Origin of the sequence: Kutzneria sp. NPDC052558 (genome assembly GCF_044547355.1) — a bacterium.
GTDB lineage: Bacteria > Actinomycetota > Actinomycetes > Mycobacteriales > Pseudonocardiaceae > Kutzneria.
The window spans coordinates 100,402-122,856 of record NZ_JBIUAG010000029.1 but is presented as its reverse complement, the minus strand read 5'-3'; the positions used below and the strand labels follow the sequence as shown (position 1 = coordinate 122,856).

Genomic DNA, 22,455 nt, shown 5'->3' with positions numbered 1-22,455 from the left:
AGTCTAGGCCATAACGACGGGGCCAGGACCGTCCGACGGTGTTGACTTCGCGACGCATTCACTCAGATGGATGAAGTCGGGGCGGAGCCGCCCGGGCCACGACCAAGATCAAACAGCGCGGCCGGCGCCAACTCCTTCACGCCGCAAGCAGGGTGCGGCCCAACCTTCGCCCACTGTGTGCTCTATGACCGACCCTCTCTCTCATGATCATCACCGCCGCACCACCACGCGCACGGCGGGCAACTTTTGCCGAACTATCGAACACAACCCCCGTTCCGTCTTCCGGAACGGATTTTTGACCCCTATCGATTATGACAGCAACCTCGACTTCACAACGCCGGCCGCCCGTCTACTTAACGCCGGCCTTCTACTTAACACAGGAAGGGCCGAGAAACATGGGGACCACGCCCACCCTCTCAATTCCTCCCCTATATTGCCCTATTCCGTCGGCCCTGCACCCGAACGTGGACGAGCTGAACCGGGACGGGCTTTCCTGGATCGCGCGGTTCATGATGTTCGCCGACCGGTCGGCCTGGGACCGGTACGCCGCCATGAACCCCGGCTACCTGCCCGGCTACGTGATGCCCCGGGCGCCGCGGGGCAAGCCGCTTCAGGCCGCGTCCAACCTGCTGTTCTGGCTATGGGCCTACGACGACCTGGAGTGCGACGAGGTCGTCGGCCGCAAGTCCGTCGACGACCACATCCTCCAGCTGTCTGACCTGGCCCGGGTCGTCGAGACGCCGGACGCTCCGACGCCGGCCAACCCGTTCCTGGCCGCGCTGACCGACCTGCGGCGCCAGGTGAGCGAGGTCGCGTCGCCGGTCCAGGTGGCCCGGTGGGCCGCCTCCATGCAGGCCTACTTCATGGCCAACGTCGCCGCCGCGATCCAGCGTATCCAGGGCGTGGTGCCGACGCTGGACACCTATGTGGCGCAACGAATCCACAGCGGGGCGGTCAAGCCGACCCTGATGCTGCTCGACGTGGCCGACGGTTACGAGGTGCCGGCGAGCGAGCTGGAGACGCCGGCCGTGTGGGCGCTCAACGAGATGGTCTGCACCCTGGTCGGCTGGGACAACGACCTGCTCACTTACCACAAGGAGGTGATGCGCGGCGGGGCCGACCACAACCTGGTCACCGTGCTCGCCGAAGCCGAGGGATGCTCGATCACGGACGCCGTCGCTTCGGCCGTGCGGATGCGGGAACAGGTGATGGCGCTCTACCTCCGGCTGTACGACCAGGTGCACGCGACGGCCAGCCCCGAGCTGCGGCGCTACCTCGCGGGCTTGTCCTCCTGGATCCGCGGCCACCTCGACTGGGGCATGACCACCATCCGCTACCGCGACCCGGAGGCCGGCTCCGACCTGCCCGACGACCTCGCGGCCAGGCCCGAGCACGTCAGCCCGGAGCCGCTGCCCATCTCCTCCGTCGCGTGGTGGTGGGACACCCTGGACACCGCCCGCACGCCGTCCGCCGCCGGCGTCGGCCGCTGACGGCCGGGTGGCGACACCATGTCCACGACAAAAACCCACACCGCGGTGCCGGTCGTGCCAGGACGACTGCCCCTGCTGGGGCACGCCCTGGCGTTCCGCAAGGACCCGGTCCGCTTCCTGACGGACCTGCGCGCGCACGGCGGACTCGTCAAGATGTTCATGGGGCCGTTGCCCGTCGTCGCCGTGACGAGCCCGGAGCTCGTGTACCAGATGCTGGTCACGGACTCCGCGTCGTACGACAAGGGCCGGCTGTTCGACAAGTTGCAGCGGGTGGTCGGCAACGGCGTGCTGACCTCCAACGGGACCTTCCACCGCGAGCAGCGACGGCTGATGCAGCCCGCCTTCCAGCGCAAGATGGTCGCGCGCTACGCCGAGGTGATGCGCAAACGCACGGAGGAGATGACCGCGAGCTGGCGGCCGGGCCAGGTGGTCAACGTCCAGCGCGCGGTCGACGACCTGGCGCTGGGCATCGGGGTCTCGACGCTGTTCACCTCCACGCTGAGCTCGCACACGCTCGACGTGATCAAGGAGTGCCTGCCGGTCATGTTGAACGGCGTGCTGGCCCGCACAGTGCTGCCGGACTTCGTATTCCGGCTGCCCGCGCCGATCATCCGCCGGATGAACCTGGCCGAGCAGCGCCTGCGGGCCAGCGTCGACGAGATCATCAGGACCTATCGCGCCGACGGCGAGGACCATGGCGACCTGCTGACGGTGCTGCTGACCGCGCGCGACGAGGACACCGGCCGAGGCATGACCGACGAGCAGGTCCGCGACGAGCTGGTCACCTTGATGTTGGCCGCCGCCGAGACCACCAGCAGCGTGCTGGCATCGCTGTTCTGCCGGCTGGCCCAGAACCCGGCAGCGGAGCAGAAGGTGCTGGCCGAGATCGACGGCGTGCTGGCCGGCCGGCCCATCGGTTTCGAGGACATCCCGTCCTTCGACTACCTCGGCCGGGTGCTGAACGAGGTGCTGCGGCTCGACGTGCCGGGCGACCTGTTCATGCGCCGTGCCATCACGGACGTCACTCTCGGGGACACGATGCTGCCCGCCGGCACCGAGTTCCTCTACAGCATTCCCTCGCTGCACCGGAATCCGGAGTTCTATCCCGATCCGGACGCGTTCGACCCCGACCGCTGGCTGCGCCGGCCGGCCCGCGAGCTGCCTCGCGGCTCGTACATCCCGTTCAGCATCGGCAACCGCGGATGCCTCGGCCAGTCGTTCGCCTGGACGGAGCTGAACGTGATCGCCGCGACCGTGTTGTCACGCTGGCGGCTGTCGATCGAGCCGGGGGTGACGCCGGTGCAGCGGCATCACGTCACGACTCACTTCACCAATCTGACCATGGTGGTCGAGCAGCGGGAGGATCTTCCGCTGCGCGCAAGGGAGATCCCACGGTCGACCATCGCGTGACCGCACCGCATGGCCGACCGTAGCGGCCTGACCGCCGCGTCCCGTCCGCCCCGCCCCCTCGGGGCGGACGCCCCGAGGCGGCGGTCAGGCGAATCGTCCGGGCACCGGCGTGAGTTCGACCGCCGGTGCCCGGATCCCCATGCCCGAATCTCGGTGTCCGCGTCTTGCCCCGCCGGCAATTGTCCCTCGCACTAGCCCGGGAAACACCCGGCGCCGACGGGCTCACGGTCGTGGCCGACCACCACAGAAGGCATTGTGTCAAAACTTTGTTCCGCACGCCGGAACAACCATACATATGACCAATAGCGCCGGCCACGCATGTAGGATTGCGCTGTGCCCGATCCCCTCACCCCGGCGGAACGTCGCGCCTGGCGTGCCGCACTCGTTGTTGCCGATGTCCTGCGCTTGCGAGTGACGGCCGACCTGAAATCCGTCACGGATCTCTCACACGCCGAGCAGAGCGTGCTGATGCACATCGAGGAAGTGGACAGCGGCCGGATCAACCAGCAGCGGCTGGCCGACGCGATGTACTGGTCCAAGAGCCGGCTGTCCCGGCAGCTGACGAGAATGCAGGCGCGGGGGTTGGTCGAGCGGTCCAAGGACAGCGATTCCCTGTCCGTGACGGTCTCACTGACCAGCCGCGGGGCGCAGGCCATACGGGCGATAGAGGGAGCTCATGCGGCCGCCGTCCGGGACCATCTACTGTCGGTCGCGACCGACACAGAACTCGCCGCGGTGCTCTCTCTCGCCGCCAGACTCGTTCGGCCAGAATCATCATTGAAGCGCGAGAAACGAGCCAACAAATAACGGTGCGTCGCCATTCCGGAAACTGAATCGCCGCTCATCGAGCACGGCCCGCCCACCCCTCTCGGTGCGGACGCTCACTCGGCAACGACACGCGCGGTCCATCGGTGGCAACCTCCTCCCCGCGCTCCACGGCGCGACGCGAACGTCCGATCATCGGCGCGCTCCACGGCCGGCGAGGACGGTCGTGCACGAAGTGGAGCGCGTCCGACTTGCCGGGCCGAGGTGAGCCGGCGCCGATCGGCGCGTCCCGGTCCGCGCCGCGGGGCCGACTGGACGATCAGCCGAATCGACACGCGGTGTCAAGAACCGTCCGCGCTGGTCGTCACTCGTCGCGGACACCAAGTCCCACACATCGGATGACCCCACCGCACTGCCTCCACTAATGGATTAGCGGAGTGTACGGACGCGGCGACATCCAGCCAGAACAACACCTGGTGCCTGACGAACACGGCCGTCATCTCGCGCGTCACCTGAACAATCCCGGTGTCACCCTGACGAGTGCGGACGTCACTGCCCGTAGCTGTGGCTGGCCCTCAAGCCGGGGTCGAACGCCGGCATCCGACGTCGTCCGCGACTAGAAGCGCCAGCGCTACCTAGACCCAACGGCCCTGCATGTAGGTAATCTCATCAATTGCGGAAGCCGTAGTCACCGATGCAAAGTTGAGAGGTCGAGAAGGCGAATTTGCTGGTGGAGGCTGTCGCAATGGACACGCAGCAGTTGGATATGCAGCAGTTGCCCGGCGCTATCGGTAAGGCCATATCCCTCTTGGTCGAACTCGAGACGGCGGGCGGCGCGGTGCGGCTCAGCGAGCTGAGCCGGCGCACCGGCCTGGCCAAGTCGACCACGCACCGGCTGCTCGGCGACCTGGCCGAGTCCGGCATGGTCAACCGCGTCGGCACCCGCTACGAGACCACCTGGCAGCGCCGGAGCGACATGCCGGTCGCCGACCCCCTCAGCCAGGCCCTGCGGGACTTCGCGCCCTTCCTCGGTGACCTCCTGCTCAAGACCGGGCTGACCGCCAGCCTCGCTGTGCTCAAGGGCGCGACCGTCGTGTTCACCCACCGAGTGCACGGACACGGCGGGACATGGACCCCCAGCGACGACAGCGGGCGCGAATGCGCCGCCACGACCGCGGCCGGGCGTGTGCTGCTGGCGTACAACACCGAGGCCGCGCGCCGCCTGCTCGACGAATGGGGGGGCGAGTCGGCTCGGTCCACTGAACTGGGTCGGCACCTGCACCAGATCCGGCAACAGCACTACTCGGTCCGTGTCGGGGCGACGACTACGTGCATGGCTGTGCCGCTGTACCGCAACGACCAGCCGCCGGACATCGCGCTGACGGTCAAGGGCCGCAGCAAGGACTTCGACCAGCGCCGCGTCCTGTCGCAACTGCTGTTCGTGGCGGACAAGGCAGCCAAGTACGTGCGCGTGCGGTGACACGGCCCCGCCTGAACCTTCCGCATCTCTTCTCCCCACCACGGGCGTTCCCCCACCCGACCAACGGTCAGGTGGGGGAACGCCTTTCTGCTGATGTCAGTGTCCGGCGGGAGCGCTCACCAGTCCTGAGTCCAGGCCGAGTTCTCGCCGCCCTCCGCGCCGATGCCCAGACCGGTGCGGCTGTTCCACCAGTAGCTGTCGATGTAGAACGCGCTGCCGTTGGTGTGCAGGCCGACCACGTCGACCTGCACCCACTGGCCGATGGTGTCGAACGACGTCCACCAGCAGTCGCCCGGCTTCTGGACCGTGCTCGTCAGCGACCGTGTGGTGGCGTTGGTGCCGGGGATCGGCGTCGAAAGGATGTCGATGTATCCGGCGTAGCCGCCCTGCGCGCAGAACTGGATGTGGCCGTCGGGAATCGTCGACGCCGAGGCCGGCGCCGCACCGGCCACGATCCCGGCGACCAACGCGCCGGCGACACCCAGCGCGCGGAGATTCCGACGGATCATCGTTTTGGCAGACATGTGACACTCCTGTTTCGGGGAGAACCGGAAGGCTGACGCCATTCCGAATTACCGTCGCAATCCTGACACTCCCGAACCGGGCCGCCCAAAAAGACGTTCCCCCACACGGAACAGCCGACGACACCGGGCCTACGGTTGCCCTCTTGTCCCTGATAACCGGGACAGATGACGTAGACCGACCGGCAACAACCGTCTCAAGCGAGACCGCCTCGACGGGCAAACACATTCAGGCCCCGCGTCCGATGTAGTCGCGAACCACCACCAGCAGGCCGGACCGGAAGTAGGTGTCACAGATCTTGAATGGCCAGGGTTGATCATGCTGTTGGTGGCGTGTCCTCCACGACGTGCGCCGCGATCGTATCCATGACTGAGTGATGAGGTCGCGAATGGCAGCCTGTCTGGGCAGGGCCAGCGATCCGCGAATTCGCCCCGCGGCATCGGCGCTGCCGACGACCATGCCAGCACCGACCAGATCCACCATGTCGGACGGCATTTGGACGTGGCCGGCGAGTGCCTCGACGGCACGAACGCCAGGTTGTCCCTGACCGGCGCCCAGGACGGCGCCTCCCTTGACCACGACCTCAACCCACTGTGCGCGGCCTCACCGATCTCGACCATGTCACTGAGCGACAGGACCTGGAATACCGCGACCACGTCATGGAACCCATCGGAACGGATCTCTTATACGGAGAGGAAGAGATTTAACCTCCGCCGACGCGACCACGGCGACGGTCCACATTTCCTACCTACACGAAAGGGACCGCGCATCACGGTAGTTCCAGCACGGTAACTGGTCAGGTTTGTTGAGGTCGGTTCCTAGCTCGAGTGCCAGCCGGGCCGGAACGCCACATACTGCCGAGTGGCCGATGCCGGGATGATCCGATGACCCGTGGAATAGCTGTTCCGCGAATGCCACACGATCGTTGAGTGATGGCCGTGTCGCGTTGACCCCGGTGCGGGTCGACAGGATCCTGTACGCCAAGTGACGAAGTTGGCACAGGTGGCAACGTGGCAGAGACTGTGAGCACCGACGGGCTCGACGGGCCCGAGGCCGCGGACTTCTGGCGCACCTCGATGTCGGAGACGTTCGTGGCGGTCGACATCGACAGCCTCGCCGACCAGCCGTTTCGGGGCGGCATCGAGCTCGGCTGGGTGGGCCCGATGATGGTGGGCCGGGTCAGGTCCACCGGTCAGCACATTCGTCGCACGCAGCGCCTGGTGAACGGCGCCGCCGCGGAGTACTTCCAGGTGGGGGTTGTCAACTCCGGCGTGGCCCGGGTCGAGCAGGCCGGCCGGCAGACGATCCTGTACCCGGGCGACGTGGTCGCCTACGACACGGACCGGCCCTTCGACTGGTCCTTTGACCGCGACTGGGACGTCTCGGTCTTCACTCTTCCCATGGGGGCGATGGCAGCCCAGGTGGACGAGAGGCGCGAGTTCACGGCTCGTCGAGCGGACGGCCGCAACCCGCTCACCGGGCTCACTTCGCGCTTCCTGCTCGACCTCGCGCGCACCAGCACGGACGCGCCGCCGTCGCTGGCCGAACGACTGACCGCGCACGCGAGCGACCTCCTGGTGACGCTGTTCAGCGGCGGCCTCGGCGAAAGCGACGCCACCCAGGGCGCGGCCCAGCGCTCGCTGCTGGCGCGGGTCAAGGACCACATCGACCAGCACCTGGCCGACCCGCGGTTGGGACCGCAGGAGATCGCGGCCGCGGCCAACATCTCCCTCCGGTACCTGCACCGGATCTTCGAGCCCGAGGGCCGCAGCGTCGCACAGTACGTGCGCGAACTGCGCCTCGATCGGTGCCGCCAGGACATCACCAGCCCGGCCCACATCGGCCGGGCCATCGCGGACATCGCGTTCGGTCACGGCTTCGGCGACCTGAGCGGCTTCAACCGCGCGTTCAAGGCCCGGTACGGCGTGCGGCCCAGCGAGCTGCGGCGGGCCCCACTGGCCCTGGCGGTCGAACCGCCGACCTGAGCATTCCGCGCACATCGGTGCACGCTCGTCCAAGATCAGTTCACTCCCGTCCAAGACGCTCTCGGCGGCGCCGGTGGACAGTAGTCCTGTGACCGCAGTGCACCGATCAGCAGCGCACAGGGAGGCGTCGTGAGTGGGTGGGCCGACTCCGACAACGGAGCCTCTGGCGACCGAGTGAGCCGTGCAGACGCCGCCGACCAGGATCAGAAGCAAGCAGTGCGCGACGAGTCGTGCAACAGCGCCGGCTTCACCATGCTCGTGTGCGTGGCCTGGCCCAAGGGATGGCCGTGGGCCTCCGCGAGCTGAAAATGGGGCGGACCCGGGCGATCATCGCCGAGACGGCGTTCGAGCTGTTCACCACCCAGGGGTTCGAGCACACGACCATCACGCAGGTGGCCGCGGCGGCCGAGGTCGGCTCCCGCACGCTGTACCGGTACTTCCCGACCAAAGAGGCGCTGGTCCTCAACTTCGTGGACGCGCACCTGGACGCCTCACTCGACCGCCTGCGCGCCGAGCCGGACGACACCCCGCTGGACACGGCGCTGTTCGTCCTCGTCGAGACCGTGCTCGCCACCACGACCGAGTGCGCCGAGCACGTCCTCACTGTCTACGAGCTGGCCTCGCGCACCCCCTCGGTCCAGGCGGAGCTCGGCCGGTCGTGGTCGCAGTGGCGGGAGGCCTGCACGGTGGAGGTGTGCCGGCGCAGCCGCGCCGATCTCGGCGACCTCCGCGCCCGCCTGAGCGTGTGCGCCGCCGCCATGGTCGTCATCGACGTCTGCGTCCAGAGCTGGCTCGACTCCGGCGGCCGCGTCGACATGGAAAGCCTGGCCGTCGAGGCCCTGGGGATGCTCCGCGCCGGCGAAGTCGCCATCGCCACGCCATCCCGATAGCTCGCCGCGAGACGAATAGACAGGGGGGAACACGACACGACAAATGCGGACGTTCGCCGCCGATGAATGAGAGAACCAATGTCAACGACGACACCGAGCTCCGCTGTGCCGATCGCGCCGGGGCGACTTCCGATAGTCGGCCACCTCCTTGAATTCCGTCGCGATCCCATGGCTTTCCTGACCTCGCTGCGCGAGAGCGGGGAGATCGTCAGGATTTTCCTCGGGCCGCTCCAGATCTACGCCGTCACCAGCCCGCAGATGGTCCACCGTATGCTCGTCACCGAGTCCGCCTCGTTCGACAAGGGCCGTCTCTACGAGAAGATGCAGGGGTTCGTCGGCAAGGGGCTGCTGACGTCCAACGGAAGCCTGCACAGCGAGCAGCGACGCCTGATGCAACCCGCGTTCCAGCGGAAGATGATCGCCCTGTACAGCGAGGTGATGCGGGCCCGCACCGAGGAGATGCTCGCGAACTGGCATCACGGCCAGGTCGTCGACATGCAGCGCACCGTCGACGAGTTGACGCTGCGCATCGGCGTCTCATCGCTGTTCTCGTCCGACCTCAGCAAGGAAGCCGTCGAGGTGGTCGAGGAGTGTCTGCCAGTTGTGCTGCAAGGAGTGCTGGGCCGCACGGTGCTCCCCGACTTCGTCTTCCGGTTCCCGCTGCCCGCCATCCGCCGGCTGAACACGGCGGAACAGCGCCTGCGCGCCATCGTTGACGAGCTCGTCAGGACCTACCGCGCCGATGATCGCGACCATGGCGACCTGCTCACCGTCCTGCTCGCCGCCCGCGACGACACCGGGCACGGCATGTCCGACGAGCAGGCCCGGGACGAGCTGATCACGCTGATGCTCGCCGCGACGGAGACCACCAGCGGAGTGCTGGCGTCGCTGTTCTTCCGGCTCACCCAGAACCCCGCCGTCGAGCGGCGAGTCCTCGCCGAGCTCGACGCCGTGCTCGGGCGTCGCCCGGTCACCTACGCGGACATCCCTGCGCTGGAGTACCTCGGTCGCGTCCTGAGCGAGACGCTGCGGCTCGACATGCCGGCCGACCTATTCATGCGACGCGCCAAGACCGACGTCGTGCTCGGGGACACGCCCATCGCGGCCGGCACGGAGTTGATGTTCAGCATTCCCTCGCTGCACCGCAATCCGGAGATCTTCCCCGAGCCGACCTCGTTCGATCCGGATCGATGGGTGGCCAGGCCCGCGCGCGATCTGCCGCGTGGCGCCTACATTCCGTTCGGCCTCGGCAAGCGGCAGTGCATCGGGCAGTCGTTCGCCTTCGTCGAGCTCGCCATGATCGCCGCCACGGTGCTCTCCCGCTGGACGCTGTCCATCGCGCCGGGCGAGGTACCCGTCAAGGAGCACCGGATCACCACTCATTTCACGAATCTGAAGATGGTGGTCGAGCCGCGGGACTGACCGTCGCCTCAGCCTAGGAGTGTGCTGAATAACCGGCGGGCCCTCCCGGACCGGCGGTAGCCGGTCCGGGAGGATCAGTGGGTGCGAGGTGTCGGCGATCCTGATCCGGAGTTGATGGACGCCGCCGCGCTGGTCGGACACCTGGTCCCGGCCGGATCTTCGACGCTGTCCGGACCGTGATCACCGAAACCGGGGTGCTGAAAGGGAAAACCTGGCGCGCTCTGGACTCGGTGGTGCTGGATGACGCGGTCGCCACCCAGGACACCATCACCCAGCTGATCGCCGCGATCCGACGGATGGGCCGAGAGGTCCCCGGCGCCGCGGAAATCATCACCGCCCACTGTCACACGCATGACTACGCCGACCCGGGCGAGCCCGCGATCGCCTGGGACGACAAACAGGCACGCTAGGCGCTGGTCTCGGCACTGGTCACGGACGCACTCACTGTCGTGGAGGCGTTGTCCGGCACTCGACGACACGGCCGTCGACAGGTGGCGTTGCTGGCGTTGGTGGCCGGTCAGGACGTCGAACCGGCCGAGGGCTCGGACGGGACCGACGGGCGGTGGCGCATCGCCTGCAAAGTCGCCCCGGACCGGGTGGTCTCCACGGTGGATCCCAACCAACGGCACCGCGTGTCACGGTAGTTCCAGCACAAAATAACGGTTCCGCCTACCGAAAACGCTGCGTCAGAATTCAACCGATCGAACGGCGACACCACCCACAGGTTCCAGCGCAACCAGAGGCCAATAGAGCCGCCATTCCTTCACATCCGTCTCGAGCTCGATGGCAACACTCCGTCCTTCGATCCCGCGGCGACTACCACAAGAACGCCCTAGCCATCATGGTTGCGGCCGGCTCGCCATCGACCGCCCACTTCCTGGCCACCGTCTCCAACACGTGGACAAGACTCAGCCCGGCGGTCACGGCGTCGCCCGCCTGGCCCAGGTACTGGTCGAGCACACCGGTGCTGTCCAGCACACGCAACGCCGCCGGTATCGCCGCGGCCAACCGGCCCGCGGCCTGCTCGCCCTCGGCCACCCGGGTGTTGTCGAGGGTGCCTTGGAGCATGTTCACCACGAGGTCGACGGTTTCCCGATGGCCGTCATGCTCGGTGATCATCGCGGCCAACGTCGTCAGGTCTGGGGCGCCGGGCACGACGCGGCCGGTGTCGGTCGCGCCAGGGACCACGGGCTCCGGGATCGGTTGCCGCACATAGACATCGCTCAGCGATGCGTCATCTCGCGCCAAGTCGCCGCCGGCGACAGTCAGCCCGCTCGTCGGCGGCGGCCACCCCTGCGGCGGGTACGGAGCACGGGCCACCGCCTGGTGCCGGCTCTCGATCTCGGCGAGCTGGTCGACAGTGACACCACCGGGCGTGAACAGGCCGAGCGTGTCGCCGACCCGGTCCGCCAGCTCGAGCGGTGGCTCACCGTCGTCGCCGATCACGAACACGGCGTGCGCGTCCGCCTCGTGGTCGACACGAACCACATTCAGACGGAACTGCTCCCCGTCAGGCATCAGGAACTCCTGGTTGAACCGCTCCGCAACCCCCGTGGTGAGATCACGGAACCGCTCGTCCAGGACCTCCGGACTCGACGTGCCGCGCTCGTCGCGCAACTGGAGGTGCAGCGACACCTCATGCACCCACTCACCCGGCATGACCTCCATACGACGAACGAGGTAGTCGACCGGCCCGCGCACGCGGCTGGCCGGCACCTCCGCCCGCGCCTGGTCGATCTTGCGCAACGGGACCACCGGTTCCCGCCAGTCCGGCACCTCTTGGGGCGCGAACACATGCTCCGCGACGGCAGTGAGCACCAGGCTCGGGTACTCGTGCGCGTCGGCGAGCCCGAACAGCTGCTCCTCATCGTGAACGGCCTCGATCATCCGTCGCATCAACGACGTCGTGCCCGTCCGGTCAGCCAGCAGGACATGGTCGAGGCGCCGATCGGCTGCCAACTCGTCGGTCGACTCATCCGCCAGCATGTCGCGCAATTCGTCGATCACCGCCCGATCCCCGTCGTCGATGTGCTCGCCGTGCGCAGAGGCGTTGTCCTCATGGCGATCGAGCCCGAGCAGCGCGCCGACGTGCTCGGCCAACTCGTGCGGCAGGTTGCCGTGGGCGCCGAGAAGCACCGAGGTGTGGGCCTGCGACGGATCGTCGGTGTGCACCACGTTCAAACGGAACTCGTCGCCGTCGGCAAGCCAGTCACCGTCGTTGAACCGCGCGTCGACCGCTCGCCGCAGCTGCCCGAATATGTCCGTGGAGATGGAGTCGGGCAACGGGCCGCCATCGTGGTCGCGGATCGCGACCCGCAGCGTCGCCTCGCGCAGCCAGCGGTCCGGCTCGAGCTCCAACCGCCGTGCCTCGAACATCGTCCTGCCATGACGGCTTTCCGAGACGAAGACATCGGGCGAATGCTCCCGGGTAGCGTCGCCTGCCTGACCCGGCGCCGGCCGGGTCTCGATCACGTCCTCATGTGGGGCGATGACGTGAGACGGGCCGGTGGCATGGGCGGCCCGCGGCGATCGGCGGTGCTCCTGCTCGGTCAGCCCGATGGCGTCCCGAACGCCGGCAATGCCCTCTCCGGCCTCGATCTGGCCGCGTGCCCGAAGGAACAGGTCGCTCAGGCGTTGGTCGTCCGGTTCGCCCGTGATGCCAGCGCGGTCGGCCAGCAGCAGCATCTCCTGCTCGTTCGCGCGGCTGGGGAACGGCGTGTCCTTGGCCAGCCGGTCCAGCGCGGCGATGGTGTTCCGGTCGATCGGATCGTCGTGGTCGGCGCCGAACAACTGCAACGCGCGCGAGGACTCGGCCCGGTGCAGGCCATCGTCCGCACCGATCTCCCGGCCTAGCTCGACCGTGAGGTCGTAGCCACGCTCATGGGCCAGTGAGCGCAGGAAGGCCACCTGGCCCTCGGCTTCGGCTTTGGTGGTGGTCTTGCTCTGCGATCCGTACAGGTCGCCCCAGTTCACCGTGACCTTGGCGACGTCGTGCCAGGACATGCCGCCGTGGATCTGCGCCTCGTAATAGCGGCCCACCGCGGCGTGCCCGTCGCGGACGATGGCATCGTGCATCTCCTGGTCGTAGCGGAAACCAGTGATGCCGCCGAGCGTCAGCCGCACGTTCGGATCATGGCCGTACGCCAGCAAGCCGTAGAGGTGGGCGTGGTCGGTGTAGCCCTCCACGCCGCCAGGCCCGTAAGCGGCGCTGTCCTGCGGGGTGTAGGTGGTGCGCTGGCGGACCTCTTCCTTCAGATGCAGCACACTGGAGCCGTAGGAGTAGGCGCCGCCGTGCTGCAACCGCGACAGCAACGCCCCATAGAGCGGCATGTCGGCGGGCGAGGTCGGCTCGAACTCACCGGTCAGATCGCGGCGGCTGGTCGGGTCGCCGGCCACCCGGTTGAGCACCCTGCCGTAGCCCTGCTGCTCCTCCACCCAGCCGCGGCCGGCGCGGAACGGGGTACCGGTGGTGTACCCGGTCTCCCAGAACGTCGGGAAGCGTTCGTACTCGGACAGATACTCGGCCCAGGTGAGGGGGCGCCTACCGGGCTCACCGGGCGCGCCGGTTGGCGCGCGGCCGAAATCGATGTTCCGGACCAGCTCCATGGTCTGGAGATGATGATGCGCCGCCTCAAGGATGCGGCCCATCTGCTCCAGATCGTCCACCGGGTACGTGGTCCGATGCACCTCGTTGAGTCGCTGGACCCGATCCATCGCCGCTGCCTTGTTCTGCTCGTGGAACTGCGCACCACGCGCGGCGGCGACGGACAGCGCATGCCGCTGCACAGGCGTCAACCGCGTGAGCGGGTGTCGGCTCGAGTCGTCGGATTCGTGCGACGACATGGTCTCGTCGGACTCGTGCTCCACGCGCGGGTTCGGCCGGCCAAGATCCAAGCCCGCGTAGTCATGGCCGAGCCGGCTGTCCGGCACCGCGACCTGGTCACGAGCCACACGTTCCACGTACCACAGGTGGCGTGGTTTGAGTGTCACCTCGTCGGGCCGACTCAGGCTGCCCAGCAGGCTGTGGTCGTTGACGACGGCCGACTTTCGCTCGCTGTCGAGGAACACTCGGCTCCGGTCCAGGCTCTCATCACCCGGGCCGAGGTAGTGGAGCACCTCGTGGGCCAACACGATCGGATTCTCGCCGGCATTCCAGTGAGTCTGGTCGGTCGAGTGTTCGCCGACACGCACCGTGGCGTGCGCTTCCTTCGCCGATTCCGGGAACTCCAGCCGCACATGGAACTGATCACCCGAGGGCAGCCGGTTGCCCTGGTTCAACAACGAGTCCACGGCCGCGGTGGCGTCCCGCTTCGCCTTCTCCACGTGCACCGGATCACCGACCACGTGCAACTTCACCGTGTACTCCTGGACGAACCGGCCCGTCGAAACCTCGATCCGACGCAGGTCGTAGCGCACCAGACCGGCGTACCGCTCGAACCGATGTTGCCCGCCCTCGGCAATCGAGCTGGACGTCTTCACGTCAGCGATCTCGGTGTGCACCGTACGTGCCAGGTCGTCGCGACGCAGGCTTTCCCAGTCCGTCGGGTGCAGCGGCTCCTCATCGGGCTTGAACCAGTCCGGCGCCGGATCATCGCTGTGCCGCCACGACTCGTCGTCGAGCACAGGTTTCATCGGGTCGTGCCCGGCGGTGCCGTAGCCACGCGCCGCGGGAGTGGCTGGGTGGTCGGCGGAGTCCTGCCGGACATCTCGTAGCAGCTCGTCCGACGAGCCGTCGGACTCATCGCGCACCGGCGCCGGACGGCTTGGCGGCGCATCGTTGCGGCTGCCGGCATGACGCCTTCGTGTGGCGGAATCCTGCTGTCGGGACGACGAACGTGCGGCCCGTTCCGCCGCGTAACGCGCCGCTTCAGCGGAACTGCTGATATTCAGGCCCGTCCCCGACCCAGACGTTCCGGGCCTATCCATCTGCCCCCGGTACAACGGCTCCTGGTCGGGCCGCTGGGAGGTACTCGCGCGTCGCCCACCCTGCCGATGGCTGGAGACGACGGACCTGTCGCGCCCGTCCCGCCGAGCCGGCGCATCGGTCACTGGCTGGCCCCCCAGATCGAACGACTGACGCGGGGGGAAATGCCCTCGCTCCGGCTGATGCGACCGAGACGACGAACCGCCGGTTCGACGCTCGGCCTCGCCGGAACCGAACACACCATGCGACTCCGCCCGCACCCGGCCCCCGGAGGACATAGTCGGCCTCTCCACGTCGGACCGACGAGACGGTACCGGCTCAGGTTGCTGCGAAGTACTCGCACTCCGCCCACGGTTGCGCCGCATGAACGCGAGCATCCCGCCGTGCCCCGGCTGCTCAACCGGCGCGTCGGTCGCCGGCACCTGCTCCGGCCGACGCGACCGAGACGACGAACCGCCGACCTGACGCTCGGCCTCGCCGGAACCGAACACACCATGCGACTCCGCCCGCACCCGGCCCCCGGAGGACATAGTCGGCCTCTCCACGTCGGACCGACGAGACGGAACCGGCTCAGGTTGCTGCGAAGTACTCGCACTCCGCCCACGGAACCGCTGCAACAGCCCTCGCACTCCACCACGGTCACCTTGGGTGACAGGGGCGTCGGTCGGCGGAGGACCGGCTTGGGGGGTGTCGTCAAAGCGCTCCCGCCGGTAGACCGACACCGACTGGCGACGCACGTTGGCCGGCACCGAGACCACGCTGACCGTGCCTTGGTCGAAGTCGGAGAGATCGTTCCCCTTGGACGTCACACTGATGTTGGCGTCACGCGCCGCCACAATGCCGCCATGACCTTGGAGCCGAAGCAATTCGGCGTCCAATGCGGTCCGCAATTCGACCGCGACCGCCTCGGCGCGACGAAGGCCCATATTTTTGACATCGGGCAAATGTTTGAGGCCCGGATTATGCCCGGTAATCTCGACCCGTTCGTAGTCGAGCCTGTTTTCCCGCCGCCATAGCATATCTCGAGCGAGAGCGTTCGCCATTCGCGTAATGCCGATTCTCCCCGTATTCGGGAACGTGACGGAGTTTTTCTCGAATGAGATTTTGACAACGCTTCGCCCGCCGTGCCCACCGACCGCGACGACAGTCAAGGGATTAACTATACTTGCAGCTTGATTAGCGCTCGTATTTACCATGCCCCAGTTCTCGTGGAAGCTGAGACCGCCGCCGGGCTGGTACATGTGAAAGCTCCACAGATCGCCCGGCTGAACAATTCTGGCGAGTGATCCCATGGCAAGCTCGGCAGCCCTGGCCGCATTTCCATAGGCAGGCAAGTCGCGGTTTCCGTCATGGGCCTTCATTGTGGCAAGGGCGCGCGCAAGGTTCAGCTTCTGCTGTGCTCGACTACGATCCGGCGTACCATGTGGAGCCGCCCTCACCGCTTCATCAAGTTCACGGACGACGCGGTCGATTTTTTCCCAGTTCTTTTCCAAGGTTTTCGTCACAGCGTCGCTGATAAGAGCGTCGAAGACCGCACTTCTACGGTAGTTCTCGATGGTTACATGGGTGCGGCCGTCCGCACTGGTGAGCACAACGGCACCGAAGTGATAGCCGAAGACCGTGCCGAGCCCACCGGCGCGCGCATGATTCTCATTATAAGCGGGATTTCCGAGCTGATCAGCGGTTGGAATCGAGCTGATCATGTAAGCCTCGCCGATTTTCGGCTCGGCATGCTCGTTGATACCGAGCTTTCGAACCGCGCGTTCCATCGTCTCATGATTGATATCGTCGGAACTAAGGAGAGAGCCATACTCCGCGCCCGATGGCAACCCGTGGCGCCCCACCTGCGCCGTAGGCCGCCGGTCCCCTGCCACTATCTTCGCAGCCCAGCGTGGATTCAGATCGTCGATCCCGGACACCATTACCGCCGTAGCGACCTGCTGGGCAAACTTGTGCACACCCGTCACCTCCATCGGCGCGTCGGCCGACGCCGCCACCTCGACGGCCTCAGGGCCGCGACGGAAGATCAGGTGATCCGGCTGGCCACCAAGCACCTCAGCCGCAAAGTCCCGACAGATGTCCGGCGTTTTCCCGCTGAACACCGGAACAACTTTGTACAGAATGCGACTATCGCCGATGCGAATCTGATGATTCGCATCTGGTACGAGCTCCACCTTGCTGCCCGCCAACCTGAGCCGCCGGTTCGCCTCGTCCGCCAGAGACCGAAGCGCATAGACCTCACGAATCTCGCCCGGGCCTGCATTGATCGCAATACTATTGTCCGACGACACCCGCAGCACAGGTTGATCCTCGGCAAAGATGCGATGAACCGGCCGACGCTCCGGAAATCCGCCATGGCGAGCGATATCCAAGTCCTCATATCTTTGAAACGCATCGCCACCCCGGCTTGCGATTTGATAATCCGCGCTGTCGATATACCGTATTTCCTCACGACGGCGCGGCGCGGGACGCGTGTTCAGTTCGACAGCCGCATCACCATGCTCGACACGCGGGTTCTCCCGGCCCAGATTCACACCGTCGTAGGAGTGACCCAGCCGAGTGTCAGGCACTGCCACCTGATCCCGCGCGACCCGCTCCACATACCACAGGTTCCGCGGCTTCAACTCGACGACATCGCCGCCAACCCCACCACCGAGCACACCGTTGTCGTCGACAACCGCGGACTTGCTGGCATCGTCCAGGAACACACGGGCAGGGTCATTCCCTTCGTCACCGGGTCCCAGGAAGTGCAACACCTCATGTGCGAGCTTGTGTGGATGCTCGTTGACCGCCCAATGGCGCTGGTCGGTTTCGCGTATACCGACGCTCACCTCGGTGTGCGCCTCTGAGCGGTTCTCGACGAACTCCAGCCGCACATGGAACTGATCGCCAGACGGCAGCCGGTTTCCCTTGTTGAACAGCTCGTTCACGGCTGCGGTGACGTCTCGTTTCGCCTTTGCAATGTGTGCGTCTTCGCCCGTCAGGCGCAGCTTGACCGTGTACTCCTGCACAAAACGCCCCGGTGTCACCTCGATGCGACGCAGGTCATAGCGCACCAGGCCGGTATAGCTGTCAACATGCAGACGACCACGCTCATCCACTCGACTTGAATTCTTCACGTCCACAATTTCGGTGTGGACTCGGCGCGAAAGGTCGTCCCGGCGCAGATGCTCCCACTGCTCCGGGCGGAACGGATGATCCGGCTCGAACCAGTCGTGGGGCCGGTCGACTGCGTGGCGCCACGACTCGTCGTCGGCGACGTTCTTCGTCGGGACGCGCTCGTCCACGCCACCGCGCGTGGCAGGCTGGGCCGTTGGCTCGTGTTCAACCTCGCGCGCCTCCGGTCCTGCATGGCCCCTGTCATCGGTCGTCGGCCCCTCGTTCGTGAGCCGGATTTCGTCGTCAGGGCGGTGCGATCCGAACGGCGGCGCCGACGGCGTCGCGAGGCGTTGGTCATGATGTTCGCGGAACTGCTGCTGCACCGGGGCATCGGCGTCGGTCCTGCCCCCGTTCGGCGCCAGCGGCTGGCCGTCCCGGAGGCCCTGCGTCCCGAGGCGGACATCATCTGCCAGATCGGGACCCACGCTCGCCAGACGGACGTCGCCGGCTCCGCCGAGGACCGGCAGAACCTCCTCCTCGACGTGCAACTCGGCAACGTCGGCCTTCAGCCTGGTGTACTCCGCTTCGCGCTCTTCGTGCCGCTGCTCCAGCTCATCCCGCCGCTCCGGACGCATCTTCCCGAGCACCTTCTCCGACGGCAGCTTCGGCAGGTAATGGCCGGGCTGGCCAAGGAGCTCGCTGGACGCGCCGAGCCGAAGATCAAGCTGGTCGATCACCTGCGCGGGCCGATGATCGCCGACGGCCACGTGGGCGTCGGGTTGCGGCTCGCGGCTCGCGGCCGGCAGCTGCGGTTCGTTCGACCGAACCACCGGTTCCCCTGGTGACACCGGCTCGAACTGGGCCGGCTGGTGCTGGACCGGCGCGCCGCGATCCGTGGCGATCCTGGGCGCGTCGGCCACCGGCGGCTTCTCCACGCTGCCGTGCGTCTGCACGGAGATCGGTTGCTGCGTGGTGGTCCGCGTGGGGGCCGGCGCGGCGGTCGGCTTGTCGCCGCCGGTCGCGTTGCGGACGTCGTTGGTAGACGGCCGGTCCTGCGGGACACCGTGGTGTGACTCGAGCGGAGTCGGAACGGCCTGCGCATTGGGCAGGTCATCCGGCCGCACCACCCGCGTCGGCACTTCGTGGTGCGCCAGGGTGTTGGACTGCTCGACAGATCGGTCACTGCTGCGCTCGATCGGGCCGAGATGTCCACCCGGCACCGACGCTGGAGCATCTTGGTAAGCATGGGGATGAGGCTGCTCGCCCGGCACCGGCAACCGCACGGAGCCCGAAGCACCTTGCTGCGTAGGCGAATGCGGCTGCGCCGTCGGCATCGACAACCGCACGGAATCCGCAGCAGCTTGCAGCGTAGGCGAATGCGGCTGCGCCGTCGGCATCGACAGCCGTGCCGGAGTCGGCGCCTCTTGCTCCGTCTGCGGACGCGGTGCCTCCCCGTGCACACCGGGCGTAGACGCGTCGCCCGGCCGGCTGCTCGACAGCCCCGGCGGCGGCCCCACCGGCATGCCGCTGCGATCGCCGACCGGGGTGAGGTTCGTGGCGAACGGATCTCCCCTGCCCTCGCCCGAGTCTCCCACACCCACCGGCCGCGGCGTCGGCATCTGATTCGAGACGCCATCCAGCCCGGGAAGACCCTCATAGTCGCCACGCCGGTACGACGGCGCCGCGGCAGGATCGGAGTTCGGGCCGTCGCCCAGCTCATACGCGGGCGGCACGTCCTGGCTGAGGTCCGAGGCATCGAAGTGGACCTTGTCAACATCACCGACATGGATCTCACCCATCTTCGGCACACCACCGCCATGACCGCGCCGCCCACCCCCAGAACCGATCGCGCCCGCCAGACCCGACGTGAGACCATACCCCAGACTGCCGTCATCCTTGTTCATCACGTTGCTGATACCCGTGACGGTCACCCCGGTAATGCCGCCGTTGATCATCATGCCCGAGAACGTGTCCCCGAAACCCTCCGGCCGCAGCTTGTTCATACCCAAATGCAGACCCCCGCCGATCGCGCCACCGATCGCGCCCATCTCAACCATGCCAAGGGTGTTCTGCCAATTCCACGAGAAATCATCACCCTTGAGCTTGGCCTTGATCGCCATAATCGCCTGCACCGCGACGTCCAACCCGAACTGCGAGACCACACCGAACAACACCGCCATCGCCAACCGCTTCAAGATCTGCATCACAGTCAACCGACTGGCCGCGATCAGCCCCGGGACCAACGCCATCGTGCCACCAGCCGTCAACGGCGCATTCGCCACACACCACGCGATCTCCGCCGCCAGCAACGCCGACTGCGCGATGATCATGTACTTGGAATACTCCAACTGCTGCGCCGTCTTCGAAGACAGCTCCGCCAACTGCTCACCGGCCTCGCCCAACGCCGGCAACTGCTGATGCATCTGCGTGACAAACTTCCCGAACTGCTCAGCCGGCTGCCCGCTGATGTTGTCCATCACCTGCCGGAACACCGGCTCGAACTCACCAGTGACACCACTGAGCTGTCCGGCGAACGCCTTCCACTCACGACCGAGGGCCCGCATCCTGTCCTCGTCACCCTTCGGCCACCCCTGACCAGCGGTGATCTTCACCAGCCAATCGAGATCCGGGGGAATCTGAAGACTCATCGCCGGCCCTCCGTGTCTAGTACGTACCGGTCGTCACTCGTCCGCCGGCACGCTCGGCGTCTGCGGCGTCACCAGCTCCCCGCCGCGCGGCAGAAACGCCACCGGCTCAACCGGAACGTCGCCGTTCGCCGGAACCCACTGCACAGCACCACTCGCCGGCACTTTCGGCGTCATCGGCAGCACCGCCGTGCCCTCCCGCAGCGCGAACACCACCGGCTCACCCGGCACGACTTTCGAGCTCACGGTGCCGATACGGGAGCGCACCGCGGTGCCCTCCGGATCGCCGGCCAGGCGATTCGAGGCCTCACGCGCGACGCCGACCGAGCCCACATGCAGCTGCCGGGTCCGCCGCCGACCGCGTGACACAGGAGGAGCGGCGGTAGGCATACCAAGCGATACGGACATGGTCATCTCCTCGGATCAGGTGATGCGGACCCGGAAATCGACTGGCCTGCACTGTCCACACAGGACGCTAGCGCCGTCCCGCCGGACTTCCTACGCGGCGTTCCACCTGGCTGCACAACCGGACAGGATCACCCGATGGTGTGATGGGCACGCCCGCCGGCCGACCAAGCGAAGGGGCGCCCGGATTGCCGCGGCGCCCCCTCAACACCATTTCAGACCAAGGAAACCGGCGCCTTGTCCGGCTCCTGGCGGTTCGGACCACCACCGGCCAGGGCCTGCCGGATCGCGGTGGCGATGCCGCCGGCGGTGTAACCGTGCTCGTCGAGGATCTGCTGCCGGTTCGCGTGCGGGATGAAACGGCGCGGCACACCGAGGTTGTGGATCGGAGTTGTCATACCAGCATCGGTCGCAGCCTGCACGAAGCCGCCGCCGGCGCCACCCACCCGTCCGCTGCCTCCACGCAAGCTGTTCAGCCGCATCCACGCATGCACGGCTCAGCGGGCCCATGGACACGATGAGGGGCGTCGTTGGCCGACCCGTCGTGCAGAACATCGTAGGACCCGACGCGCCGCACGGCTTCGACCTGCTCATCCACAACAGCCTTGGGAACCCACCACCGTCGGGCCGCTCGTGACGTTCAAGGCAGCCACGTACGTGCGCGTGCGGTGACACGGCCCCACCGATCCCGTCCACCTCGTCTCCCCACCGAAGGCGTTCCGCCACCCGACCAACGGTCGGGTGGCGGAACGCCTTTCTGCCGATGTCAGCGCCCGAAGGGACCGCTCACCACTCCTGCGTCCAGGCCGAGTTCTCCCCACCCTCCGCGCCGATGCCCAGACCGGTGCGGCTGTTCCACCAGTAGCTGTCGATGTAGAACTCGCTGCCGTTGGTGTGCAGGCCGACCACGTCGACCTGCACCCACTGGCCGGCGGTGTCGAACGTCGACCACCAGCACTGGCCCGGCTTCTGGACCGGGCTCACCATGGACCTTGTGGTGAGGCCGTCGTAGCCGGGGATCGGCGTCGACAGGACATGGATGTAGCCAGAGTAGCCGCCCTGCGCACAGAACTGGATGTGGCCGTCGGGAATCGTCGACGCCGAGGCCGGCGCCGCACCGGCCACGATCCCGGCGACCAACGCGCCGGCGACACCCAGCGCGCGGAGGTTCCGACGGATCATCGTTTTGGCAGACATGTGACACTCCTGTTTCGGGGAGAACCGGAAGGCTGAACGCCATTCCGAATTGCCGTCGCAATCCTGACACGGCCGGAACTGGCCACCCAAAAAGACGTTCCCCTCAACGGAACAGCCGACGATATGGGGCTACTGGTTGCCCTTTTGTCCATGACGTCCGAGACAGATGACGTAGACCGCCCGGCAACAACCGTCTCAGGCGAGACCTCCATCAACGGGTA

The 22,455-nt window shown here is 67.0% G+C and carries 13 protein-coding genes and 1 pseudogene; 8 read left to right on the top strand and 6 right to left on the bottom strand.

What is annotated here, in order from left to right:
* Positions 1-464 precede the first annotated feature (464 nt).
* The 4 genes from ACIG5F_RS38080 (at position 465) to ACIG5F_RS38065 (ending at position 5,145) form a co-directional block, all read left to right on the top strand.
* The gene (locus tag ACIG5F_RS38080; protein WP_396524883.1) at positions 465-1,490 is read left to right on the top strand and encodes a hypothetical protein; all 1,026 of its coding nucleotides are present in this window, start codon (positions 465-467) and stop codon (positions 1,488-1,490) included.
* 18 nt (positions 1,491-1,508) lie between these two features.
* Positions 1,509-2,900 carry a cytochrome P450 gene (locus tag ACIG5F_RS38075; protein WP_396524882.1) on the top strand — a complete coding sequence of 464 codons (1,392 nt, stop codon included), beginning with the start codon at positions 1,509-1,511 and terminating at the stop codon, positions 2,898-2,900.
* Positions 2,901-3,233: 333 nt separating this feature from the next.
* Positions 3,234-3,707, top strand: coding sequence for a MarR family winged helix-turn-helix transcriptional regulator (locus ACIG5F_RS38070; protein ID WP_396524881.1), 474 nt, complete (start codon positions 3,234-3,236; stop codon positions 3,705-3,707).
* 703 nt (positions 3,708-4,410) lie between these two features.
* Positions 4,411-5,145, top strand: a complete 735-nt coding sequence (locus tag ACIG5F_RS38065) for a helix-turn-helix domain-containing protein (RefSeq protein ID WP_396524880.1) — start codon at positions 4,411-4,413, stop codon at positions 5,143-5,145.
* 116 nt (positions 5,146-5,261) lie between these two features.
* Here the strand turns inward: ACIG5F_RS38065 and ACIG5F_RS38060 are convergent, their stop codons facing one another.
* Both ACIG5F_RS38060 and ACIG5F_RS38055 read right to left on the bottom strand, forming a co-directional pair.
* On the bottom strand, positions 5,262-5,669 hold the full coding sequence (locus ACIG5F_RS38060) for a hypothetical protein (RefSeq protein WP_396524879.1): 408 nt from the start codon (positions 5,667-5,669) through the stop codon (positions 5,262-5,264).
* 226 nt (positions 5,670-5,895) lie between these two features.
* Positions 5,896-6,246, bottom strand: a complete 351-nt coding sequence (locus ACIG5F_RS38055) for a hypothetical protein (protein WP_396524878.1) — start codon at positions 6,244-6,246, stop codon at positions 5,896-5,898.
* Positions 6,247-6,677: 431 nt separating this feature from the next.
* Between ACIG5F_RS38055 and ACIG5F_RS38050 the strand changes: the two genes are divergently transcribed.
* The 4 genes and pseudogenes from ACIG5F_RS38050 to ACIG5F_RS38035 all read left to right on the top strand — a co-directional run.
* On the top strand, positions 6,678-7,652 hold the full coding sequence (locus ACIG5F_RS38050) for a helix-turn-helix domain-containing protein (RefSeq protein ID WP_396524877.1): 975 nt from the start codon (positions 6,678-6,680) through the stop codon (positions 7,650-7,652).
* A 260-nt stretch (positions 7,653-7,912) separates the two neighbouring features.
* Positions 7,913-8,542, top strand: coding sequence for a TetR/AcrR family transcriptional regulator (locus ACIG5F_RS38045; RefSeq protein ID WP_396524876.1), 630 nt, complete (start codon positions 7,913-7,915; stop codon positions 8,540-8,542).
* A gap of 66 nt (positions 8,543-8,608) precedes the next feature.
* Positions 8,609-9,964, top strand: coding sequence for a cytochrome P450 (locus ACIG5F_RS38040; protein ID WP_396524875.1), 1,356 nt, complete (start codon positions 8,609-8,611; stop codon positions 9,962-9,964).
* Between the two features lie 119 nt (positions 9,965-10,083).
* Positions 10,084-10,593: pseudogene (locus tag ACIG5F_RS38035) on the top strand (IS5/IS1182 family transposase); the annotation flags it as partial.
* Positions 10,594-10,780: 187 nt separating this feature from the next.
* On the opposite strand, the gene ACIG5F_RS38030 reads toward ACIG5F_RS38035, so the two are convergent.
* The 4 genes from ACIG5F_RS38030 to ACIG5F_RS38015 all read right to left on the bottom strand — a co-directional run bounded on the left by ACIG5F_RS38030 (position 10,781) and on the right by ACIG5F_RS38015 (position 22,234).
* The gene (locus tag ACIG5F_RS38030) at positions 10,781-20,635 is read right to left on the bottom strand and encodes a hypothetical protein (RefSeq protein ID WP_396524874.1); all 9,855 of its coding nucleotides are present in this window, start codon (positions 20,633-20,635) and stop codon (positions 10,781-10,783) included.
* Positions 20,636-20,668: 33 nt separating this feature from the next.
* The gene (locus tag ACIG5F_RS38025) at positions 20,669-21,001 is read right to left on the bottom strand and encodes a hypothetical protein (RefSeq protein WP_396524873.1); all 333 of its coding nucleotides are present in this window, start codon (positions 20,999-21,001) and stop codon (positions 20,669-20,671) included.
* Positions 21,002-21,252: 251 nt separating this feature from the next.
* Entirely contained in the window at positions 21,253-21,435 is a 183-nt protein-coding gene (locus tag ACIG5F_RS38020) for a hypothetical protein (protein WP_396524872.1), read from the bottom strand.
* Between the two features lie 388 nt (positions 21,436-21,823).
* Complete coding sequence (locus ACIG5F_RS38015; protein ID WP_396524871.1) at positions 21,824-22,234, bottom strand: hypothetical protein; 411 nt, start codon at positions 22,232-22,234, stop codon at positions 21,824-21,826.
* Positions 22,235-22,455: the final 221 nt, after the last annotated feature.

Excerpts from the sequence above, each read along its gene's own strand:
- ACIG5F_RS38075 (WP_396524882.1), top strand. The coding sequence starts at position 1,509 with ATGTCCACGACAAAAACCCACACCGCGGTGCCGGTCGTGCCAGGACGA.
- ACIG5F_RS38030 (WP_396524874.1), bottom strand. The coding sequence starts at position 20,635 with ATGAGTCTTCAGATTCCCCCGGATCTCGATTGGCTGGTGAAGATCACC.
- ACIG5F_RS38060 (WP_396524879.1), bottom strand. The coding sequence starts at position 5,669 with ATGTCTGCCAAAACGATGATCCGTCGGAATCTCCGCGCGCTGGGTGTC.
- ACIG5F_RS38040 (WP_396524875.1), top strand. The coding sequence starts at position 8,609 with ATGAGAGAACCAATGTCAACGACGACACCGAGCTCCGCTGTGCCGATC.
- ACIG5F_RS38020 (WP_396524872.1), bottom strand. The coding sequence starts at position 21,435 with ATGACAACTCCGATCCACAACCTCGGTGTGCCGCGCCGTTTCATCCCG.
- ACIG5F_RS38015 (WP_396524871.1), bottom strand. The coding sequence starts at position 22,234 with ATGTCTGCCAAAACGATGATCCGTCGGAACCTCCGCGCGCTGGGTGTC.
- ACIG5F_RS38065 (WP_396524880.1), top strand. The coding sequence starts at position 4,411 with ATGGACACGCAGCAGTTGGATATGCAGCAGTTGCCCGGCGCTATCGGT.